This window comes from Prosthecodimorpha staleyi (assembly GCF_018729455.1).
In the GTDB taxonomy this organism is placed as follows: domain Bacteria; phylum Pseudomonadota; class Alphaproteobacteria; order Rhizobiales; family Ancalomicrobiaceae; genus Prosthecodimorpha; species Prosthecodimorpha staleyi.
In genome coordinates, this window is record NZ_JAHHZF010000003.1 from 418,176 (window position 1) to 439,640 (window position 21,465).

Consider the following 21,465-nt stretch of genomic DNA (forward strand, 5'->3'; position numbering starts at 1 on the left):
TTTCCATATAGACTGTCATGATGCCTACCGGTCCGCAGCCGGGGGCATTTCGATGGTTGGCCGGTCGTCTCTCTTCCGCTTTCCCGCACTTCTCATCGGGGCCGCGCTGGCGCTGGCCGGCCCGGCCCTGGGCGCCACAAAGCCGAAGCCCGCACCGGCGCCCGCCGCCGCAGCAGGCCCGGCGCCCACGCCCGCTCCGGCGCCTGCGCCGACGCCGACCTTCGGACCGAAGGAGATTATCGAGCGCGATCTGGCGACCTGCCAGCGCGCAAGCGAGACCGCGGCGCTACGGACGCGGGTCTGCGAGCTGATGCTCGACAACCGCTCCGCCACCTACGACCAGCGCATCAAGGCCGGCGAGGCGCTCCTGTCCCTGCTGCCCGAACCGGCCGCCCAGCTTCCGGTCATCAAGCAGATGCTGGAGATCTGGCCGGACAACAGCGACATCCTGTGGCGCCAGTATCACGCCCTGCTGGCGCTCGACCGGCCGCGCGAGACCTACCCGATCCTCGATACGCTCGAAGCCAGCGAGCATCAGAAATACGCCGCGCGATTGGGACGGGCGCGTGCCCAGGCCGCATCCGGCGAGTTCGACGCCTCCGTCGAGACCGTCCGGGCGCTGCGCTCGGCGTCGCCGGCCTACACCTTTCCGCGCAACATCTATGCCGCCCTGGTGGTCCAGGGGACGGATGTCTGCTGCGGCATTCTGGCCTCGGTGGCGCGCGATCCGAAGGAGATCGCCGATTTCATCGCCACCGAATCGGACAAGCGTCCGCACGAATTGGTGACGGTGTTCGCCCTCCTGACCGGCAACACCGCCGTGATCCAGCAGGAACGCGCCGACTTCGAGAAGGACCTTGCCAAGGACAAGATCCCGCCCACGATCGTCCAGGTCGTTTTCGATGGCCTGCAGGCGACCGCCGAGAACGACTGGCCGAAGGCGGTTGCGGCGCTCGACCGCTTCGATGCCGAACTTCAGAAGCTTCCCGATCTGAAGGCCGAGTTGATGGGGCGGCCGGAGGACGAGCAGTTCTATGCGGCGATGCGGCTGATGGCCTCGCTGGAGGCCGGCAAGGCGCCGCCCGGCGCCGAACTCATCATCTCCACGATGGAAGCCTCGCTCACCACGGGCGATTCACTCGGCCGCAGCCTGCTGGGCTATGGCCGGACGTTGCTGAAGCATGCGGGTGGCGATCGTGCCGGCGCTCTGGCCGCCGCCTCCGCGATGATTCGCGACTCGGTCGGCAAGAATCCGACCGCACAGGAGGCCGCGCTCAACGTCTATCTCTACGAACTGGCCGCCCGCGTCGCTCTGTCCGCCGGTGCGCCCGCCGACGCGATCCGGTGGGCCGACCTCGCGCTGCGCGAGGATCCCCGCTGCGCAGCCTGCTATCTCGCCAAGGCCCAGGCGCTGCGGATCCGCGGCGATGTCGGTTCGGTGATCACCGAAGCCGGTCGCGCGGCACGGCTTGAAGAGACGCCGGAGGCCTACCGCCTCGCCGCCGAGGCGCACCGTCGCACCGCCGCCCTGGATTCGGCCGACCCGATCCCGCATCTCGCCCAGGCCACGCTCGAAATCCGCAAGGCGCAGAAGCTGGCACCGGCGGATGCGGCCGTCCGCGCCGAGGCCGAGGCCATCCAGGCTGCCTTCCGCGCCGGTGGTGCGCCCGCCGCTGCCCCGCCCCCCGCCCCGGCCCCGGTTGTCGTGGCCGCCGCCCCGCCGCCGCCCCCGCCTGCCCCGGTCTCCCTGCTGCCGGCGTCGGTCGCGAAGGAACGGCGCGTCGCCCTGGTCATCGCCAACAGCGCCTATACCCGCGTGCCGGGGCTGGACAACCCGGCCAAGGATGCCAAGCTCGTCGCCGACAGCCTGAAGGCCGCCGGTTTCGACCTGGTGCGCACGGTCTCGGATGCCGATCGCTCGAAATTCGTCGCCGCCCTGACCGAGTTCGAGGACGAGGCCGACAAGGCCGATTGGGCGGTCGTCTACTATGCCGGCCACGGCATCGAGGTCGACGGGATCAACTGGCTCGTTCCCGTCGATGCGGGCCTGAAGAGCGACCGCAGCATCGGCGACGAGGCGGTCAGCCTGAACCGGGTGCTCGACACGGTCCAGAATGCCCGGCTGATGCGGATCGTGATCCTGGACGCCTGCCGGGACAATCCCTTCGCCCAATCCATGAAGCGCGTCGCGACCCGCTCGGTCGGCACCCGCGGCCTCGCCCGCCAGATCGAGCCGCCCGGCGGCACGCTGGTGGTCTATGCCGCCAAGGGCGGCCAGACCGCGCAGGACGGCGCCGGCACCACCAACAGCCCCTTCGCGACGGCGCTCGCCAAGACCATGGCGCGGCCGGCCGTCGAGGTCCGCAAGCTGTTCGGGCTGGTCCGCGACGACGTCCTGGCGCTGACCGCCAACGCCCAGGAGCCCCATGTCTACGGCACCCTCGGCGGCGCCGACTACTATCTCAACCGCATCGAGAAGTGAGCGCGCCGTCCGGATCGACGGCCCTGCCGGCGCAGCCGCCGAGGGACCGCCGCCGGTTCGGCGGATGCGCCTCCGGCCGCGCTATTCCGCCGCCAGCTGGTCGGCGACCTCGACCGGCAGGGTGACGACCGCGATGCTCTCGTCGTCCGGCGAACTCTTCACCGAGAAGCCGAGCGCGGTGCACATGGCCAGCATGGTGGTGTTCTCGCGCAGCACCTCGCCCTTGACGGTCTCCAGGCCGTCGGCGCGCGCCCACTCGATCATCAGCTTCATCAGCTTCCAGCCGAGCCCCTGCCCCTTCAGGTCGGAGCGCAGCATGATCGCATACTCGCCGGTGCGGTGATCCGGGTCGGCATGCAGACGGACGACGCCGAGCAGTTGCCCGGTCTCCTTCAGGATCGCCGCGAAGGCGATGGCGCGGCCGTAGTCGAGTTGGGTCAGTCGGGCCAGGAAGGCGTGGGTGAATTCCTTGATCGGCGCGAAGAAGCGCAGTCGCAGGTCCTGCGCGGTGACATGCTCGAAGAATTCCGGATAGAGCGCCTCGTCTTCGGGCCGGACCGGACGCACCAGCACGGGGCTGCCGTCCTTGAGCGCCATGTCGCGCTCCCATTCCTTCGGATAGGGGCGGATGGCGAGGCGCGGATGGCCGAGCCGGCCGGCCCGCACCTGGACCGGCTCGACCCGGATGCGCGCATCGAGCACGATCACGCCGTCCTGGTCGGCCAGGATCGGGTTGAGATCGAGTTCGCGCATCTCCGGGATGTCGGCGGCAAGCTGGCTGAGCTTCACCAGCGTCAGCGCGATGGCGTCGACATCGGCCGCCGGCCGGTTGCGGTAGCCGGCGAGGAGGCGCGAGACGCGGGTCTCGGCGATCATCGCCCGGGCGAGATTCATGTCGAGGGGGACCAGATCGAGTGCGCGGTCGGCCAGAACCTCCACGGCCGTACCGCCGCGGCCGAACACCGCGACCGGCCCGAAGACCGGATCGTCGGCGATGCCCATGATCAGTTCGAGCGCGCCGGTCCGCTCGATCATCGGCATCACCACGACGCCGTCGACACGCTTGTCCGGATGCGCCTCGGCAATGCGCGTCATCATCTGGAAGGCGGCACGGCGCACGCTGTCCTCGTCGGCGAGGCCGAGCCGGACGCCATCGACATCGGACTTGAAGGCGATGTCGGGCGAGGCGATCTTGATCGCCACCTTGTCGCCGCGGGCGAGATGGGCGCGCGCCGCACCGACCGCCGCATCGGCATCGCGCGCCAGGACGGTCGGGGCGACCGGCACGCGGTAGGCGGCGAGCAGCGTCGCGACCTCGACGGCGGTCAGCCAGTGGCGGCCCTCCCCCAGCACGCGGGCGACCAACCGCCGGGCGGCGTCGGGATCGGGCGTGAAATCGGCCGGCAGGCTCGGCGGCGTCGCCATCAGGCTTTCCTGGGCGGCGGCGTGGCGCATCAGGTGGACGGTCGACAGGACCGCCTCCTCCGGTGTCGGATGGTAGGGCAACCCGGCGCCGGTCACGATCTGGCGGGTCTCGGGATTCTCATCCAGGAAGGCGGTCACGATCGCCTTCTTGCGGCCGAGCTTCTTGGCCTGCGCGGCCGCCGCGCCGACCACCGCGCGGGCGACCGCCGTCGACGGCACGAAGGCGTTGGGGGCGTGGATCGGGATCACGGTGTCGATCGCCGGATCGGCCAGAAGCGCCGCGATGGCCGCCCCGAAGGTCTCCGGCGCGGCATCGTCGGCGAGCACGATCGGATCGGTCGCCAGCGTGCCGGCCCGGATATGGGCGCCGAGCGCCGCCACGGTGGCCTCGCCGAGCGTGGCCAGGCGGCCGCCCTGGCGGTCGAGTTCGTCGGCCGCGACCGTCGCGATCGAGCGGCCGTTGGCGACCAGCGCGACGCCCCGGCAGGCGGCGTTGCGGACCTTGGTCAGGGTCTCGACGGCGTCGAACAGTTCGTCGATCGAGGTCACCCGGAGCAGGCCGGCCCGGCGCAACGCGGCGTCGTAGACGGCGTCCGTGGTGGCGAGGCGCGCCGAATGGGTGCGGCCTTCCGGCCGGCGTTGCCGGCTCTTGCCCGAACGGATCACCACGACCGGCTTGGTGCGGGCGCAGGCGCGCGCCGCCGACATGAACTTGGCCGGGCTGGAGATGGTCTCGAGATGCACCAGCACGGCGCGGGTGCGCGGGTCCTGGGTGAAGAAATCGAGCAGGTCGCCGCCGTCGACGTCGGCCTTCTGGCCGAGCGAGACGACCGACGAGAAGCCGACCCCATGCGCCGCCCCCCAGGCGAGCGTGGCATTGACCATCGCGGCCGAACGCGAGATCACCGCGAGATCGCCCTTGGCGACGGTGCGGGCGGCGAGGCTGGCATCGAGCCCGGCATGGGGTGCGATCACCCCCAGGCTGCCGGGGCCGACGACGCGGATGGTGAAGGGCCGCGCGGCCTCGAGCGTGCGCCGCAGCAGGTCGGCCGGCCATTCGTCGTAACCCCGGCCGAGAAACAGCACCGCGCGGGTGCCGAGCGCACCGAGCCGCGCGACCGTCTCCGGTGCGCCTTCGGATCCGGCGGCGATCACGGCCAGATCGGCCGGGCCGGAGAAGTCTGCCAGCGAGGTTGCCGTGGCATATCCGCCCGGAAAGGGCGCGCCCTCCGGCTCCAGCCCGACCAGCGCGACCGGCCCCCGGAACCCGCCGGCGGCCAGCCGCTCGACCAGCAGGCGCGCGGCATCGGCGCCGATCCGGGCCGGACCGATCACGGCGATCGACTTGGGGGTGAAGAGGCCTTCGAGATTGCGGACCGTCATGGCGCCCACGGGAGATCGAGGAACGGGAGGATGCCCGCACGACCGGAAACGCGGCGCTGGCGCACTACGTTCCGCACGAACGGCGGCTCTCGCCCTCCGGCCCGGTCTCGACCGCTGGCATCGGCCGGCGGACGCGGGCGGGCGGCGTCCATCATGGACCGGACGCTTCGTTCCCGGAACCTCCCATCGGTGGCCGGACCGCCCCGGACGGGCCGGCCGGCCCCGTGGGGCTGCCTTATTGGCTTTTGGCGGCGGGCACGTCCGGCCGGAGCCGGACCCGTCCGCCGCAGGAGATCAGTGCGCCATCAGGACCGGCACGGTCATGTTGGCGAGAATGCCGCGGGTCGCGCCGCCGAACAGGAATTCGCGCACGCGGCTGTGGCCGTAGCCGCCCATGACCAGGAGGTCGAAGCCGCGGTCGGCGGCATGGTTGAGCAGCGCGTCGGAGACGCCGGTCGCCGGTGCCGGGATGGTCTCGACCTCGACCGAGAAGCCGTGCCGGGCCAGATAGGTGGCGAGATCGGCGCCCGGTTCGCCGGGCTGGTCGAGCGCGGTGCCGACCATCACGACGGTGATCGACTGGGCGATCGCCAGGAACGGCAGGGCATGATGCACCGCGCGGGCGGCGGTGCGGCTGCCGTCCCAGGCGATCATCACCTTGCCGGTCGGGATCGAGCCGCCACGGGTGATGTAGGGCAGGATCAGGAGCGGCGCGGTGCCTTCGAACAGGGCCGCCTCGATCAGCTCCTCGCGCATCGCTTCCGGGGCGGAGGAATCCTGCTGGCCGACCACGACCAGGTCGGTCAGGCGGCAATTGGCGAGCAGGCTGTCGGGCGCGCCGCCCATCAGCACCTCGACGATGCGGGTCTCGCGCGACACGCCGGCCCGCTCGGCCAGCGCCTCGAAACCGGCGGCCGCGCCCTGCGCCGTCCGGATCGCCTCGTCGCGCGCCGCCTCGATCAGCTCGACCGGAATCGGCGCGGCGACGAAGCCGGGCACGATCGGATCGATGGCGAGCGCCACGCCGGTGACATGCGCCTGAAAGCGGGCGGCGAGGTCGACGGCGACCGCCGCGGAGGGGCCGGCTTTCTGTCCGAGATCGAGCAGAAGCAGGATATCCTTGATGGCCATGGAAAATCTCCTCGTGTCGGGAAGCCGTTGGGACCGTCCGTCCGGGATCCGCCCCGACGCCGCGCACCATAGGCGCACCCACATGACGGTCGTTGATGCGCGTCAAATCTAAGACCGCGACACGCGCATCGAGCCCCGTCTTTTCCGATCGGCGCCATGCACGGAGTGCAGAGCCCCGGAGGACGGCACCGGGGCGCCGCATCGGGCCGGCCGTCAGACCGGCGCAAAGGCGCGGACGGCTTCGGCGATCGCCTCGTTGGGCTCGCGCGTCAGATCCTTGTCCAGCGTGCCGACCACCTTCTGCTGCAGCGCGTCCGGCGCCAGTGCCCTGAAGACGCCGAGCGCATGCGGCGCGGCGACGAAGACCAAACGGTCGAACTGCCCACCCTTCTTTGCCGCGACCAGCCGGTCGACGACCGCTTCGATGAAGGCACGCTCCAGGCTTTCGCGCACCGGCGTGTGCGGCTCGACGGCATGATGCTGGCCGCCGACGCTCTCGTAGGTCCGTCCGGGCCGGTCGCTGCCGATCTCGGAGGCAAGGTCCCGGCTGCCGGCCATCGTGCCGTTCTCGATCTGCCGCAGCCCGGCGCCGACCCCGAGCGCTTCCAGAATGCGCGCCCGCGCTCCGTCGGCGACCACAACCCAAGTCGTTTCGCGTCGCATGATGTCCTCCCATGTTGCTTACAGGAAGACTATCGAGCCTCGACGGGTTCCGCGTTGATCCTTCTCAACGGTCGATTACATGCCCTTACGTCAATAAATGGACGGGCCGATATCCCTTGCACGGGCTGATCTCGGTAGCTTTTTCGTCCAGGCAGAGGGCGGTAGGCCACTCTTCATGAGCGCTACAAGACCCGCACCACCTCGCGCTCGATCCGAGCGCGCATACTTTGAAATCACACACCTCAGAAGGTGCCCGGGTAGCGGGCGCCGTCGATCAGGATGTTCTGGCCGGCGATGAAGCCGGCCTGGGCGGAGCACAGGAAGGCGCAGGCCTCGCCGAATTCCTCCGCGGTGCCGAAGCGGCCGGCCGGATTGGCGGCGAGCATCGCGGCGCGCGTCTCCTCCACGCTGCGCCCCGAACGGGCCGCATTGCCGGCGATGTTGGCGGTCAGCCGATCTGTGTCGATATGGCCGGGCAGCATGTTGTTGATGGTCACATTGTGCCGGACCATCTGCCGGGCGATGCCGGCAACGAAGCCGGTCAGGCCGGCGCGGGCGCCGTTGGAGAGGCCGAGTTCGGGGATCGGCGCCTTCACGGCCGAGGAGGTGATGTTGACGATGCGGCCGAACTTGCGCGCCGCCATGCCGTCGACCACGGCGCGGATCAGCATGATCGGGGTGATCATGTTGGCCTCGACGGCCTTGGTCCAGGTCGTCTCGTCCCAGTCGTGGAAGTCACCCGCGGGCGGGCCGCCGGCATTGTTGACGAGGATGTCGGGGTCCGGCATCGCAGCCAGGATGGCGGCGCGGCCCTCCTTGGTGGTCACGTCGCCGGCGACCGTATGGACGGTCGCGCCGGTCGCCGCGCGGATGTCGGCGGCGGTCGCCTCCAGCGCCTCGACACCGCGCGCGGTGATCAGCACTTCGACGCCCTCGCGCGCCAGCGACAGGGCGCAGGCCCGTCCGATGCCCTTCGACGCGGCGCAGACGATCGCCTTGCGGCCCTTGATGCCGAGATCCATGGCTTGCCGTTCCTTTTCGCGTGACTGTCCGATTCCGGTGCCCCGGCCGAACGCCGTGCGGCGGGAAGACCCGCGCAGGGGTTGGCCAAGTGCCTTCCGCACATAACCTTTTCCCGGAAGCCGGTGGCCGCCTTCCGGGGAGACGCGGTATAGCATCCCGGATGCCGGCTGCGGAACCCTGCCCGAACGCGGTTCAGCCGACCGCCTTCAGCACCTCGCGGGCGATGACCAGACGCTGGATTTCGCTGGTGCCCTCGTAGATGGTCGTGATGCGGGCGTCACGGGCATGGCGTTCGAGCGGCAGGTCGCGGATATAGCCGGCGCCACCATGCAACTGCAGCGCCGTGTAGGTGGCGCGCTGGGCCGCCTCGGTGGCGAAGAGCTTGGCCATGGAGGCCTCGCGCGCGAAGGGCCGGCCGTTCTCCTTCAGCCAGGCCGCCTGCAGGATCAGGAGCCGGGCGGCCTCCAGCTCGGTCTCCCGGTCGGCGATCATCCACTGCACGCCCTGCATGTCGGCGATGGTGCGGTCGAACTGACGGCGTTCCTTGACGTAGCGCTCAGCCGCCGTCATGGCCGCCCGGGCGATGCCGAAGGCGAGCGAGGCAACGCCGATGCGACCGCCGGCCAATTCGCCGACCGCCGTGCGGAAGCCGTCGTTGAGCCGGCCCATCAGGGCGGAAGCCGGCACCCGGCAGGCCTCGAAGCGGATCTCATTGGTGGCCGAGCCGGTCTGCCCCATCTTGGTCTCGGCCTTGCCGACGACCAGCCCGGGCGTGCCGGCCTCGACCAGGAAGCAGGAGATGCCCTTGCCCTTCGGGGCCTCAGGATCGGTCACCGCCCAGACGATGTAGAGCCCGGCATATTCGCCGGAGGTGATGTAGAGCTTGGCCCCGTCGAGCACCCATTCGTTGCCGTCCATGCGGGCGCGCGCGACCATGCCGGCCGGGTCGGAGCCGGCGCCGGCCTCGGTCAGGCAGAAGGCCGCGGCCGGATAGGTGCCGTCGCAAATCCGCGGGAGATGGGTCGCCCGCTGCTCCTCGGAGCCGACCGCCTGGATCACCTCGGCGGCCATGTTGGTGACCGAGGTGGTCACCGCCGTCGCCGCGCAGCCGGCGGCCAGTTCCTGGATGGCGAGCGCGAAGGCGATCGTGCCGGCTTCCGAGCCGCCGTATTCGGCGCGGACATTGAGGCCCATGAAGCCCTGGGCGGCCAGTTCGCGCAGATTGCCGAGAAACTCGGCGCGGCCCTCGCCGCGATCGAGGCCGGCGGCGAGCGGCTCCAGCCGGTCGGCGGCGATGCGCCGGGCGGTCTCGGCGATCAGGCTCTGCTCTTCGGTCGGGGCGAAATCCATGGCTCGGCGGCTCCGCTCAGAATTCGTAGCCCATCAGGGCGATCTCGCGCGCGCAATGGCGGCCGATCAGGCTGCGGGTGGCGTCGTCATAGTGGCGGCGATAGTCCCCGTCCGGGCGCAACCCACCCTTGGAACGCGGCAGGTCGACGGGCGCATCGATGCCGACGCGGGCGAGAATGTCGGCGAGATCGGCTTCGAGCGTCTCGTAGCGGCCGATCTTGTCGACCGCGACCGTGCCGTCGATCGAATAGATCGGGAAGCCGCGCACGCGCCGTCCCTCCACCGCCGTGAAGGTCTTGAAGTCGGGGCGGGCCGCCTCCGACTGGTGCCGGGTCGCCCAGTACCAGGAGGACACCTGCCGGTCCCACGGATTGCGTTCGAAGGCGAACTTGAAATAGCCCGACCAGACGTCGTGGCCGACATATTGCCGGACGAGCCGGGCCGGGATGTGGTTGTAGTAGTCGAACCGCCGGTCCGGCCGGCCGGCCCAGCGCCCGACCATGCCGGGCAGCCGCGCGCCCCAGCGCTTCCAGCCGAGCGGACCCGGCGCGCGCAGATAGTTGGCGGGCCGGTGCGGCGCGCGCTTCGGCTCGTCCTCCGCGCTGACCGGCGTGGCGATGTCGTCGGGACCGAGAAACCGGGACAGGAACAACTCGATCGAGGTGCCGGCCGCCTTGCCGGTCTTGAGGAAGATGAACCGGTGTCGATGGGAAATGATCATGGTGCCTGGCCGCCGCGCGTTTCCCGAATGTCTAACCGATCGGGCTGCAGCACGATAGGGATTCGGGCTCGGCCGACCCATCAGCGGAGGTGATGGGACGACTGCAAAACATGAACTGGACAGCGGGTGTCGGGCGGCGCACTGATCCGGGCTTCGCCGGAACCTGTCCCCGTCGGGTGGAAGCGTCCGTTCGGGGGGCAGGTTCCCGTTTCAAGAGCCAGAGCCGGTTTCCGGGCGGCGGGTCGCGCCGAGCCGGTCCGGCTGTCGCCATCCGGGACGAAACCATTGTCCGTGACCTCCGCCGCCGCTCCGATGCCGCGCGCCGCTGCCGAGCGCCGCCCCTTCGGCCGGGTCGAACTCGCCCTCTATGCGGTAACGGTCTTCGCCTGGTCGACGAGTTGGATCGCGCTGCGCAACCAGCTCGGCGTGGTGGCGCCGGAAGTCTCCTTGGTCTGGCGCTTCCTGCTCGCGGCGATCCTGATGTTCGGTTGGGTCGCCGCCCGCGGCCTGCCGCTCGCCTTCCCGGTCCGCACGCACGGCCGCTTCGCCCTGATGGGCCTCTTGATGTTCTCGACCAATTTCGCGCTCTTCTACCATGGCGGCCAGCACCTCGCCTCCGGTCTGCTGTCGGTGGTGTTCTCGCTGACCTCCGTCTTCAATCTGCTGCTCGGCTTCGCGATCGACGGCACCCGGCCCGGTCCGCGTGCGCTGGCCGGCGCGCTGCTCGGCTTCGCGGGCGTGGCGCTCTTGTTCTGGCCGGAAATCCACGGCCAGACCTTCGATCCGGAAGCGGCTCTCGGGCTCGGTCTTTGCGCCGCCGGAACGCTCTGCTTCTGCCTGGGCAATCAGGTCTCCGGCCGGGTCCAGGCGGCCGGCGTGCCGGTCCTCTCGGCCAATGCCTGGGGGATGGCCTACGGCACCGGGTTTCTGACCGTCGCGGCGGTCGCGCGCGGCGCCACCTTCACGGTCGAGCCGAATGCGACCTATTTGGTCTCGCTGGTCTGGCTGTCGGTGGTCTCCTCGGTCGTCGCCTTCTGGGCCTATCTGAACCTGCTCGGCCGCATCGGCGCCGGACGCGCCGGCTATGCCACGGTGCTGTTTCCGGTCTTCGCCCTGATCATCTCGACGCTGTTCGAGGGCTATCGCTGGAGCCTGCCGGCGCTGGCCGGGCTGGCACTGGTCGCCTGCGGCAACGTCCTGGTGCTGCGCCGCCGCTAAGCGGAGACTGCGGACGGGGCCAGACTGCCGTGTCTGTCGGACCAGACTTCTCGCGTCCTCAGAACAGATTGCCCTGCTCGCCCGACCGGACCTCACGCCGGCGCGGCCGGGCCGCGACCGGTTTCGCCGGTGCGGGCGGCTCGACGGCAGAGCCCACGGGTCCCGCGGGTCCGCCGGCATCGGCGCCATCGACGGTCGCCCGGACCCGGCCGTCGGCGAATTCCAACGCAACGCCGTCGCCCGGCGCCAGCGCGGCCGCGGAGCGCACCGGACGGCCATCGGGTCCGGCGACCAGAACGAAGCCGCGCGCCAGCACCGCCTTGTAGGAGAGCGTCGCCAGCAGGCGTCCGGCCGCGTCGAGCCGGTCGCGGCGACGCTCGACTTGGCGCAGAAAAGCCGCGTCGAGCCGGCGGCCGAGCCCATCGGAACGTTCCGCGCCGCGTTCGAGACGCGCGAACAGGGGTTCTGCCCGGAGCCGGCCGGAGAGCCGCGCCAGCGCTGCGGTGCGACGCTCGCCGAGCACCGCGACCGCACGCAGGCCGCGTTCGCCGAGCCGATCGAGCCGTTCCCGGCCGAGCCGCAGGGCGCGCGCCAGGAGATCGGGCGACAGGCGCGCCGAGGCGCGGGCGAAGCGGGTGGCGTGGATGCGGGTCGCCTCGCCCAGGGCCTGCGAGAGACGGCCGGCAGCGAGGTCGAGCCGCTGGCGCCGGGTCGCCAGGAAGGATTCGGGTGAGCCGAGCGCGCGGGCGGCCGACCGCAGCGCATTGCGGCGGGCCTCCATCGAGCGGACCGTGGTCTGCCAGAGCCGACCGTCGAGTGAGGCGACCTTGCCGATCAGGTCCGAGCGTACCGGCACAACCATCTCGGCCGCCCCGGTCGGGGTCGGCGCGCGCAGGTCGGCGGCATGGTCGATCAGGGTCCAGTCGGTCTCGTGGCCGACCGCGGAGACCAGAGGGATGCGGCTCGCCGCGGCCGCGCGCACCACGATCTCCTCGTTGAAGCCCCACAGATCCTCCAGGCTGCCGCCCCCGCGCGCCACGATCAGCACGTCGGGGCGCGGAATGCGGCCGTCCGGGGCGAGCGCGTTGAAGCCCTCGATCGCCGCCGCCACCTCGCGCGCCGAAGTCTCGCCCTGCACGCGCACCGGCCAGACCAGGACGCGGGTCGGGAAGCGGTCGGCGAGACGGTGCAGGATGTCGCGGATCACCGCGCCGGTCGGCGAGGTGACGACGCCGATGACGCGCGGCAGGAACGGCAGCTTCTTCTTGCGGCCGGCATCGAACAGGCCCTCGGCGCCGAGCTTGCGGCGCCGTTCCTCCAGGAGCGCCATCAGGGCGCCGGCGCCGGCCGGCTCCAGGCTGTCGATCACGATCTGGTATTTCGAGCCGCCCGGGAAGGTCGTCACCCGCCCGGTCGCGATCACTTCCAACCCCTCTTCGGGCTTGAAGCGCAACCGCGCCATCGCCTGGCGCCAGATCACCGCCTCGATCTTGGCGCCCTCGTCCTTCAGCGCGAAATAGGCATGGCCGGAGGAATGCGGTCCCCGATAGCCGGAGATCTCGCCGCGCACGCGCACCTGGCCGAAGCCGTCCTCGATCGTCCGGCGAATCGAGTAGCTGAGCTCGGAGACGGTGAATTCGGGGGTGTTCGGCAGCGGTTCGGCCAAGGGCGGGCTCCTCCCGGGCGAGGGTTGCCGGCTCGCCGGCCGTCCGTCAACCCGGAACCGCGGTGAACAGGTCCGGCACCGCGCGCAGGCATGCGAGAACCGCCCGAACCGGTCCCGAGCGCATCAGGTCGCTATGCGCCACGAACCAGACCTCGCGCTCGATGATCAGCCGATCCGGCGGGACGGCGATCAGCCCCGCATCGGCCCGCCCCAGAAAGTCGGGAAGGACCGCGATGCCGCCACCCGCGCGCGCGGCGGCCTGCTGGATCTCCAGGCTGCTGGCCATGAATGCCATCGGGCGCCCGGCCGCAAAGGCTTCCAGCGCGGCCTGCTGGGGCGGCAGCGTGGGCGCGCCGTCGTAGCCGATGAAGCGCCATTCGGCCGGCAGGCAGGAGGCGAGGTAGCCTGGGCTCGCATAGAGGCGGAAGCCGATCCGGCCGAGCCGGGTGATGGTCAGATCGCCGCTTTCAGGCCGCGTGAGCCGGATGGCCACGTCGGCCTCGCCGCGGTCGAGCGATGCGGTCCGCGCCTCGCCCACCATGCGTATCGTCAGGCCCGGATGGCGCGCCTGCAGGCCGACGAGCGGGGCCGCCAGGATCGCCGCCGCCACGGCAGGCGGTGCGCTCACCGTCACGGTGCCCTGCAGGTCGGTGCGCGTGGCCTCCGCCAGGCGCCGCGCCGCCTGCGCCTCCGCCTCCATGCGCGCGGCAATGGCGGCCAGGCGCAATCCCTCCTCGGTCAGCGTCCAGCGGCGGCCGCGCCGGTCGACCAGCGGCACGGCCAGGGTGCGCTCCAGCGACAGGATCCGGCGAGCCACCGTCGCATGTTCGATGCCCAGGCGCCGCGCCGCGGCCGAGAGCGAGCCGGCTTCGGCGAGGGCGGCAAAATGGCGAAGGTCGTCCCAATCCATCGGTGAATTTTCTCACGGATCACGGGAAGCCATAGGGGATTTCCTCTCGGGTCGCCAGCTGCGAGACGTGCCCTGAGGAGGACCCGACCATGGACCGGAAAGTGGAATTGATATCCGTCGGCGGCATCGAGAACCTGCGTATGGCAGAGTTCGAGCCGCCCGCCCCCGCTGCCGGCGAGATCCTGATCCGCCAGGACGCGATCGGCGTGAATTTTATCGACATCTATCAACGCACCGGGCTCTATCCCCTGCCCCTGCCGGCCGTGCTCGGCGTCGAAGCCACCGGCATCGTCGAAGCCCTGGGCGAGGCGGTGCAGGGTCTCAGGGTCGGTGACCGCATCGCCTATGCGGGCCTCCCGGGGGGCTATGCGACGCGGCGGGTGCTGCCGGGCTGGCGCGCCGTACCGCTGCCCGGCGACATCGACACGAAAGCGGCGGCGGGCGGGTTCCTGCGCGCCCTGACGGCTCACATGCTCCTCACCCGCGTGTTTTCCGCCGGCCCGGGCAAGACCCTGCTGGTCCATGCGGCGGCAGGCGGCCTCGGCAGCATCCTGACGCGCTGGGCCAGGCGCAGCGGCTGCGTCGTGATCGGCACGGCCGGGTCGCCCGACAAGGCCGAAATCGCGCGGGCGAACGGCGCCGATCATGTCATCGTCGGCCGCGACGCGGATGTCGTCGGCGAGACGCGGCGGCTGACCGGCGGGACGGGCGTCGATTTCGCGATCGACGGCATCGGCGGCACCATGCTGGCCCGCACCTTGGACTGCGTGCGCAAGTTCGGCACGGTCGCGTCGGTCGGCCAGGCTGCCGGCCCCATTCCGCCGATCAGAGCGGAGGATCTGGGGCCGATCCGATCCATCGCGCTGGCGCGGCCGAGCGTCATGGCCTACGCGGCCGAGCCGGAGACCTACCGCGCCGCCACCCGGGACGTCATCGGCGCCATCCGGGACGGGGTGATCGACGGCCGCATCGGGCGGGAATACCGGCTCGAGGACGCGCCGCGTGCCCAACACGACCTGGAGACCGGCGTCACGGCGGGCTGTTCCCTCCTGATCCCGTGATCGCCGGGCCGGCTCCGGCAACCGGGCGAGGTCCGGTTGCGGACCGTCTGTGACCGCCATGCTTGCGATCCGCCCGGACCGGGCAGGCCGGCCCGGAATGGCGCCAGTGGCCTGCCGGGCCGAACCCGGCTAAGACAAGCCGCGTTGCAAGTTTGAAGTCGAATCAGTCGCGTCATGCCGCCTCGCCAGGACTACCGCCTCCAACGCCTGTTCATCCGCCTGCCGCTCCGGGCCGGCGGACGGATCGATCTCACGCGCGAACAGGCGAACTATCTCCTGAACGTGCTGCGGCTCGATGTCGGTGCCGAACTGCTGGTCTTCAACGGCCAGGACGGCGAATGGCGCGCACGGATCGTCGAGACGGGCCGGCGGCAGGGCGTGCTCGAATTCGTCGAACAGACGCGGCCGCAGACCAGTTCCGCCGACCTGCACTATCTGTTCGCCCCGCTCAAGATGGCGCGGCTCGACTACATGGTGCAGAAGGCGGTCGAGATGGGCTGCGGCATGCTGCGTCCGGTCATCACCCGCCACACCCAGGTCTCCCGCATCAATCTGGAGCGGATGGAGGCCAACGTCATCGAGGCGGCCGAGCAGTGCGGCATCCTGGCGATCCCGCGCATCGCCGAACCGGTCGAGTTCAAGGCGCTGGTCGACACCTGGCCGGGAGCCGAGGCCGGCCGGCGCATCCTGTTCTGCGACGAGGGCGAGGAGAATTCCGCGCCCGCGCCGGTCCTGGCGCGGCTGGCGCGTGGCCCCGTCGCGGTGCTGGTCGGCCCGGAGGGCGGTTTCTCGGAGGAGGAGCGGCTGGTGCTGCGCTCGAAGAGCTTCGTCACGCCGATTCCGCTCGGGCCGCGCATCCTGCGCGCCGACACCGCCGCGGTCGCCGCGATGGCGCTGGTCCAGGCCGCGATCGGCGACTGGGCGGAATAGACCGGCCGGGCCGGCGGCCGGGCATCCGGGACGACGAACCGTCAGGCCGGCGGGCCGGGGGGCCGGTCGGCGTTATCAGGTGGTGCTGGGGACCCGTTCGTGCCGCGGTCGATGCTGGTGCGCAAGGCGTCCAGGCGGCGCTCGAAATCGGCCGATCGTGCCGGATAGTCAGGATGCCAGCCCTCGGGATAGACGGTGCGCAGGTCGGCCCGAAGCGCCTCGACGGCGGCATGATCGGCCGGGCTGTTCGCCTTGGCACCGAGTTCCTTCAGGACGCGGACCATGCTGGCGAGGCTGCGTTCGCGATGTTCGCGCCACAGGACGGCCCCCAGACGGGTATCGAGGCGGGCCGGATTGGCCTCCGGCATCAGCCGCTCGATGCGCGGCTCGGACAGGACGGCCGCATCGATCGCCATGGCGACGATGAACATGTCGACCATGACCAGATAGACGGCGGCGAACAGCACCGTGACGAGCCGCCAGGTCGGGCGCCGGGCGGCCAGGAAGGTCTTGCGCTTGTCGTTGCGGGCCTGCGCTTCGCGATCGGCCTCCTCGATCAGGTCGGTGACGTTCAGGATTTCCAGCTGTTGCGCATGGACGGCCAGCAGCGTGCGGCCGGCGAGGATCACCGCGACCAGGCCGATGAACAGCGGCCCGTTGCCGCCTGGATGGCGCGGATCGACCGCCATCGACATGGCGACGGCGAACAGGACCGAGAGGCCCGCCGCCCAAAGCATGTAGCGATTGCGGCCGGCCCACCAGACCGGCAGGACGAAGGCGAGCGGCGAGAAGGACGGAACCAGCCGGCCCGCCCGCTGGGCGCGGCGGTAATAGCGCACCAGAGGATGATCCAGGCTGCCCAAATAGGCTTCGAGATCGAAGGGTTCGAGCAGCGGGAAACCGGTCTCGTCGCGGCGTGGCGTCGGCGGCGGCCCGGTCAGCGCCTCGATGGCCGCGACCAGCGGGCCGACCTCGGAGGCCCCGCCGACGATCCGGGCCAGACGGCGCACATCGCGATCCCAGCCGAACGCTTCCGCGGCCAGCCGCAGCACGGTCCGGGTCCGTTCGGGCAGGACCGGCGCCGCACCGCTGCCGTTGCGGCCGCGGCCGAGATGACGGTCGAAGCCGCGCGCCAGCTGGGTCTCGAAGGCGAGGCGCTGGGTGATGTCGAGATCTTCCGCCGCCCCGATCAGTGCCTCCCAGGCCGGCGCATGCCCGCCGCCCTGCCCGAACCACGGATCGTTCAGCAGCCGGTCGGCTTCGGCGGTCAGCGCCGCAAACCGGTCCGCCCTCGTATCGGGCTCCGGATCGAACTCGGGTTCGGCGTCGGCATCCGGGCCGGGATCGGCCGGCTCCGGAACGGCGCGCGCCGGCTCGGGCGGAGCCGTCGGGGCTCCCGCTTCGGCCATGCGCAGGACGATGGTCTCGATCCGATCCTCCAGCCGGGAGGTCTCCGGCGGGGCGCGATCGTCCTCGTCGCCGAGCCGGGAGACCACCGTGCCCTCGGCCTCGGGCGCGGGGCGGCGGCCCGACCCGGCGGGATCGTCGTCGGCCCGATCCGCCAGAGGCGGTCCCTCGAGCCAATCCGCCAAAGGCGGCCCTACGAGCCCGTCCGCCAGAGGCGGCCCCTCGATCCTGCCATGGATTTGCGGGTCCGGTCCCGTCGGCAGGGCATCGGCGGCCGGCGGCTGCGGGACCGGCCCGGGCGCGTCTGCGGCAGATTCCATCGCCGCGATCGCATCGCCGTCGTCGTCATCTTCGTCAACATCGTCCGGGTCGGGACGGCCCCAGCCGTTGCGCGCCCATTGCAGGGCCACGTCGCGCGCCTCGACCAGACGCTGGAAGGCGGCAGGATCGTCGTCCGGGCGCGTGACCTTGAGCCGTGCCGCATAGGCGCGCTTCACGGCACGTTCGTCCGCATCCACCGGAAGACCGAGCAGGTCGTGCGCCCACATGGATCAGTCGATGTCCCGGAACACGTCGGTCTCGAAGCGATCGAGCAGCTTGGCGAAGGCCTCCCGGTCGCGGTCCGGATGGGCGTTGGTCGGGTCCTGGATCGCCATCATGAATTCCCGGAGCGCGCCGGAGACCAGTTCGCGCCGCTCGCCCAGCGATTCGGCATAGATGCGCTCGGCCCGCTCGATCAGGAGCCGGTTCGGCGCCTGGTCGCGCGGCGGCCGCTTCAGGGCGGCCAGTTCGGCGAAGCGCTTGTCGATCTCGGCGTCGCTGAGCCCGGTCCGGTTCTGGAACACCCGGCGCCAGACCTTGCCGGTCGACTGCACGGTCGCCTCCAGCTCCAGCGCGCCGTTCAGGTCGTAGGTGAAGCGGACCTCGACGGTTTCGTGCCCGGCCTTGGCTCGCGTCACCTCGACCTCGAGCGCGCCGAGATTGACGTTGTTCTCCGGCTTCAGATTCTCGCCCTGATAGACCTCCAACCGGATCTGCGTCTGGTTGTCCTGGACGGTGGTAAAGGGATGCGACCGGCTGATCGGCACGACCGAATTGCGTTCGATGATCGGCACCGTGACCGGCTCACCGCCGGATCCGCGCTGAGACGACAGGGCGGCGATGCCGAGCGTGTAGGGGCAGACATCGGTCATCACCACGTCGTCGAGGGCGGCGTGGCGGGCCTTCAGGCCGGCCTGAACGGCCGCGCCGAGCGCGACCAGATGATCGGGATTGAGATGGGTCAGCGGCAGGCGGGCGAACAGGCGGCCGACCAGGGACCGCACCGCCGGCATGCGCGTGGCGCCGCCGACCATGACCACCTGGGCGATCTCGCGCGGATCGAGCCGGGCATCCGAGATGGCCCGTTCGAGCGGCGTGCGCAGGCGGCGCAGCAGCGGGCGCACCACATCCTCATATTCGGACCGCTCGATGCGCCCCTCGACCACCTGGCCGGGCAGTTCGAACGTGTAGGCGACGGTGGTCTTGGCGCTGAGCTCGATCTTCAGGCTCTCGGCGAAGCGGGTGAAGCGCGAGAGATCCCCGGCCGCCAGCTTCGTCCGGTCGAGCCCGTGCCGCTCGGCCAGATGCGCCATCAGGAGATCGCGGAAATCGTCGCCGCCGAGATAGTTGTCGCCGGCGGTGGCGCGCACTTCCATGACCTGGTCGTACTTGTCGAGGATCGAGACGTCGAAGGTGCCGCCGCCGAGATCGAAGACCAGGAACTGGGCCTCCTCGACCTCGCCGAGCCCATAGGCGAGCGCGGCGGCGGTCGGTTCGTTGACCAGCCGCTCGACATGCAGTCCGGCGAGGCGGGCCGCCGTCATGGTCGCCTTGCGCTGCAGGTCGTTGAAATAGGCCGGCACCGAAATCACCGCCTCGGTGATCGCCTCGCCGAGATGGGCTTCCGCATCCCGTTTCAGCGCGCCGAGCACCAGGGCGGACAGTTCCTCGGCCCGGAACGGCCGGCCGTCGAGCCGGGTCAGCTTGTCGGTGCCCATCCAGCGCTTGAAGGCAGCGACGGTGGATTGCGGCCGGGTGATCAGGCGTTCGGAGGCCGGCCGGCCGACCAGCACCTCGCCGTCGACCACGCTGACCACGGAGGGCGTCAGCAGATCGCCATGGGCGTTCGGTATCAGTTCGGGTCCCGTCGCGGTCCAGACCGCGACCAGGGAATTGGTGGTCCCGAGATCGATGCCGACGATGGCCATGCGTGATCCGTCCATTCCGTCCCGGCCGCTCGAACCTCCCGATGCCGGCCGGCGGCAGGAGCATTCTATCTCTTCACGACCGAAACCGCTCGCCTTCGACGGGTCGGGCCGATCCGTCGGCAGGCGGGCGGCCCCAGGCGACCGTTCGCCCGCCACTCTAAGGGGCTCCTCCGCGAAGCTCCAGCGCCGAGGCTGCCAAGCCGATTGGAAGAGCATGGCCGCAGCCGCCCGGCCCTGCCGCAGCCGGCCCGATACTGCAGCGCTGCGAAACGGGCCGTTGAGGAAAACGCGTTTGTCGGCTCCCGGCCCTGTCGCTATGGTGCCGCCCCCGACCGTCCGGCGTCCGCCGGATTCCAGCATCAGGACCGCCGGCCTTGAACCGGCCGTCGTCCAGGAGCCGACCCATGGCGCGTGACACCGTCGACGCTGTCCCGATCGAGAACCGCGACCAGCTCTATGCCTGGTTCGAGAAGGGCTCGAAGCCGAAGGACCGCTGGCGGATCGGCACCGAGCACGAGAAATTCGGCTTTCATACGGACGACCTGTCGCCCGTCGCCTATGAGGGGCCGCGCGGCGTGCGCAAGCTGCTCGAGGGCATGGAGGGGCTGCTCGGCTGGGAACCGATCATGGATCGCGACGCGATCATCGGTCTCGCCGACCCGGTCGGCGGCGGCGCCATCAGCCTGGAGCCCGGCGGCCAGTTCGAATTGTCCGGCGCGCCTCTGGAGACGCTGCACCATACCTGCCGGGAGACCTTCTCGCATCTCGCCCAGGTGCGCGAGATCGGCGATCCGCTCGGCATCGGCTTCCTCGGCGTCGGCGCCAGCCCGAAATGGTCGCGTGCCGAAACCCCGGTCATGCCCAAGTCGCGCTACGGCATCATGAGCGCCTACATGCCGAAGGTCGGCGGCAAGGGGCTCGACATGATGTTCCGCACCTCGACCGTGCAGGTCAATCTCGACTACGGTTCCGAAGCCGACATGCGCAACAAGATGCGCGTTTCGCTGGCCCTGCAGCCGGTGGCGACGGCGCTGTTCGCCTCCTCGCCGTTCCTCGACGGCAAGCCGAACGGCTTCCTCTCCTACCGCTCGGAGGTCTGGCGCGATACCGACGCGGCGCGGACCGGCATGCTGCCGATCGCCTTCGAGGACGGCTTCGGCTTCGAAGCCTATGCGGAATGGGCGCTCGACGTGCCGATGTATTTGATCAAGCGGGAAGACACCTACCACGACGCGACCGACGTGACCTTCCGGCAGTTCCTGGAAGGCGCGCTGCGCAACCGTCTGCCGGGCGTGGTCCCGGAGATCGGCGACTGGGTCAACCATCTCGGTTCGCTGTTCCCGGAGGTTCGGCTGAAGCGCTATATCGAGCAGCGCGGCGCCGATGCCGGCCCCTGGCGGCGGCTCCTGGCGCTGCCGGCCTTCTGGGTCGGCCTCCTCTACGACGAGGGCGTACTCGACGAGGCGCTGGCCCTGGTCGCCGACTGGAGCGCCGAGGAACGGCAATATCTGCGCGACGCCGCGCCTCGCCTGGCGCTGAAGACGCCGTTCCGCAGCGGCACGCTGCTCGACGTGGCGCGCGAGGCCGTCGCCCTGTCGCGCAAGGGCCTCGCGCGCCGCAACCGCCTCGGCCCCTGCGCGCCGGTCGACATCTCCGAGAACGAGACCGTCTATCTCGCCCCCCTGGAGGAGATCGTCGCCACCGGCGAAACCCTCGCCGAGCGCATGCTGCGCCAGTACGAGAAGGATTGGAACGGCGACGTGAACCAGGTCTTCGCCGAGTACGCCTATTGAGGCGAAAGCACAGCCTTGAATTGCTGCCCGTCTCCATGCAATCTTATATCGTG

Annotated in this window: 15 protein-coding genes; 5 read left to right on the forward strand and 10 right to left on the reverse strand. The window is 70.6% G+C overall.

What is annotated here, in order from left to right; translation table 11 throughout:
- Positions 1-52 precede the first annotated feature (52 nt).
- Positions 53-2,482 carry a caspase family protein gene (locus KL771_RS07925; protein WP_261968002.1) on the forward strand — a complete coding sequence of 810 codons (2,430 nt, stop codon included), beginning with the start codon at positions 53-55 and terminating at the stop codon, positions 2,480-2,482.
- 81 nt (positions 2,483-2,563) lie between these two features.
- Here KL771_RS07925 and KL771_RS07930 read toward each other — a convergent pair whose 3' ends face one another.
- From KL771_RS07930 to KL771_RS07955, 6 genes are all read right to left on the reverse strand, one after another.
- A complete protein-coding gene (locus KL771_RS07930; RefSeq protein ID WP_261968003.1) occupies positions 2,564-5,290 on the reverse strand; it encodes a bifunctional acetate--CoA ligase family protein/GNAT family N-acetyltransferase in 2,727 nt (908 codons plus the stop codon).
- 294 nt (positions 5,291-5,584) lie between these two features.
- On the reverse strand, positions 5,585-6,421 hold the full coding sequence (locus tag KL771_RS07935) for a universal stress protein (protein ID WP_261968004.1): 837 nt from the start codon (positions 6,419-6,421) through the stop codon (positions 5,585-5,587).
- Positions 6,422-6,634: 213 nt separating this feature from the next.
- Complete coding sequence (locus tag KL771_RS07940; RefSeq protein ID WP_261968005.1) at positions 6,635-7,084, reverse strand: host attachment protein; 450 nt, start codon at positions 7,082-7,084, stop codon at positions 6,635-6,637.
- Positions 7,085-7,326: 242 nt separating this feature from the next.
- The gene (locus KL771_RS07945) at positions 7,327-8,106 is read right to left on the reverse strand and encodes an SDR family oxidoreductase (RefSeq protein WP_261968006.1); all 780 of its coding nucleotides are present in this window, start codon (positions 8,104-8,106) and stop codon (positions 7,327-7,329) included.
- A gap of 193 nt (positions 8,107-8,299) precedes the next feature.
- Positions 8,300-9,457, reverse strand: coding sequence for an acyl-CoA dehydrogenase family protein (locus KL771_RS07950; RefSeq protein ID WP_261968007.1), 1,158 nt, complete (start codon positions 9,455-9,457; stop codon positions 8,300-8,302).
- Between the two features lie 16 nt (positions 9,458-9,473).
- Positions 9,474-10,178 (reverse strand): sulfotransferase family protein, encoded by a 705-nt coding sequence (locus tag KL771_RS07955; protein WP_261968008.1) that lies wholly within the window; start codon positions 10,176-10,178, stop codon positions 9,474-9,476.
- Positions 10,179-10,469: 291 nt separating this feature from the next.
- Between KL771_RS07955 and KL771_RS07960 the strand changes: the two genes are divergently transcribed.
- Positions 10,470-11,396 carry a DMT family transporter gene (locus tag KL771_RS07960; RefSeq protein WP_261968009.1) on the forward strand — a complete coding sequence of 309 codons (927 nt, stop codon included), beginning with the start codon at positions 10,470-10,472 and terminating at the stop codon, positions 11,394-11,396.
- A gap of 58 nt (positions 11,397-11,454) precedes the next feature.
- On the opposite strand, the gene xseA is transcribed toward KL771_RS07960, so the two are convergent.
- Together xseA and KL771_RS07970 are read right to left on the reverse strand one after the other, a co-directional pair.
- A complete protein-coding gene (gene xseA / locus KL771_RS07965) occupies positions 11,455-13,062 on the reverse strand; it encodes an exodeoxyribonuclease VII large subunit (RefSeq protein WP_261968010.1) in 1,608 nt (535 codons plus the stop codon).
- 46 nt (positions 13,063-13,108) lie between these two features.
- Positions 13,109-13,972, reverse strand: a complete 864-nt coding sequence (locus tag KL771_RS07970) for a LysR family transcriptional regulator (protein ID WP_261968011.1) — start codon at positions 13,970-13,972, stop codon at positions 13,109-13,111.
- An 89-nt stretch (positions 13,973-14,061) separates the two neighbouring features.
- Here KL771_RS07970 and KL771_RS07975 point away from each other — a divergent pair, with 89 nt between their 5' ends.
- Both KL771_RS07975 and KL771_RS07980 read left to right on the forward strand, forming a co-directional pair.
- A complete protein-coding gene (locus KL771_RS07975; protein WP_261968012.1) occupies positions 14,062-15,033 on the forward strand; it encodes a quinone oxidoreductase family protein in 972 nt (323 codons plus the stop codon).
- 174 nt (positions 15,034-15,207) lie between these two features.
- The gene (locus KL771_RS07980; protein WP_261968013.1) at positions 15,208-15,963 is read left to right on the forward strand and encodes a 16S rRNA (uracil(1498)-N(3))-methyltransferase; all 756 of its coding nucleotides are present in this window, start codon (positions 15,208-15,210) and stop codon (positions 15,961-15,963) included.
- A gap of 41 nt (positions 15,964-16,004) precedes the next feature.
- Here the strand turns inward: KL771_RS07980 and KL771_RS07985 are convergent, their stop codons facing one another.
- Positions 16,005-17,918 (reverse strand): hypothetical protein, encoded by a 1,914-nt coding sequence (locus KL771_RS07985; RefSeq protein ID WP_261968014.1) that lies wholly within the window; start codon positions 17,916-17,918, stop codon positions 16,005-16,007.
- Between the two features lie 3 nt (positions 17,919-17,921).
- Positions 17,922-19,619 carry a molecular chaperone HscC gene (locus KL771_RS07990; RefSeq protein WP_261968015.1) on the reverse strand — a complete coding sequence of 566 codons (1,698 nt, stop codon included), beginning with the start codon at positions 19,617-19,619 and terminating at the stop codon, positions 17,922-17,924.
- A gap of 404 nt (positions 19,620-20,023) precedes the next feature.
- On the opposite strand from KL771_RS07990, the gene KL771_RS07995 reads away from it, so the two are divergent.
- Positions 20,024-21,412, forward strand: coding sequence for a glutamate--cysteine ligase (locus KL771_RS07995; protein WP_261968016.1), 1,389 nt, complete (start codon positions 20,024-20,026; stop codon positions 21,410-21,412).
- The last annotated feature ends 53 nt before the right edge of the window (positions 21,413-21,465 follow it).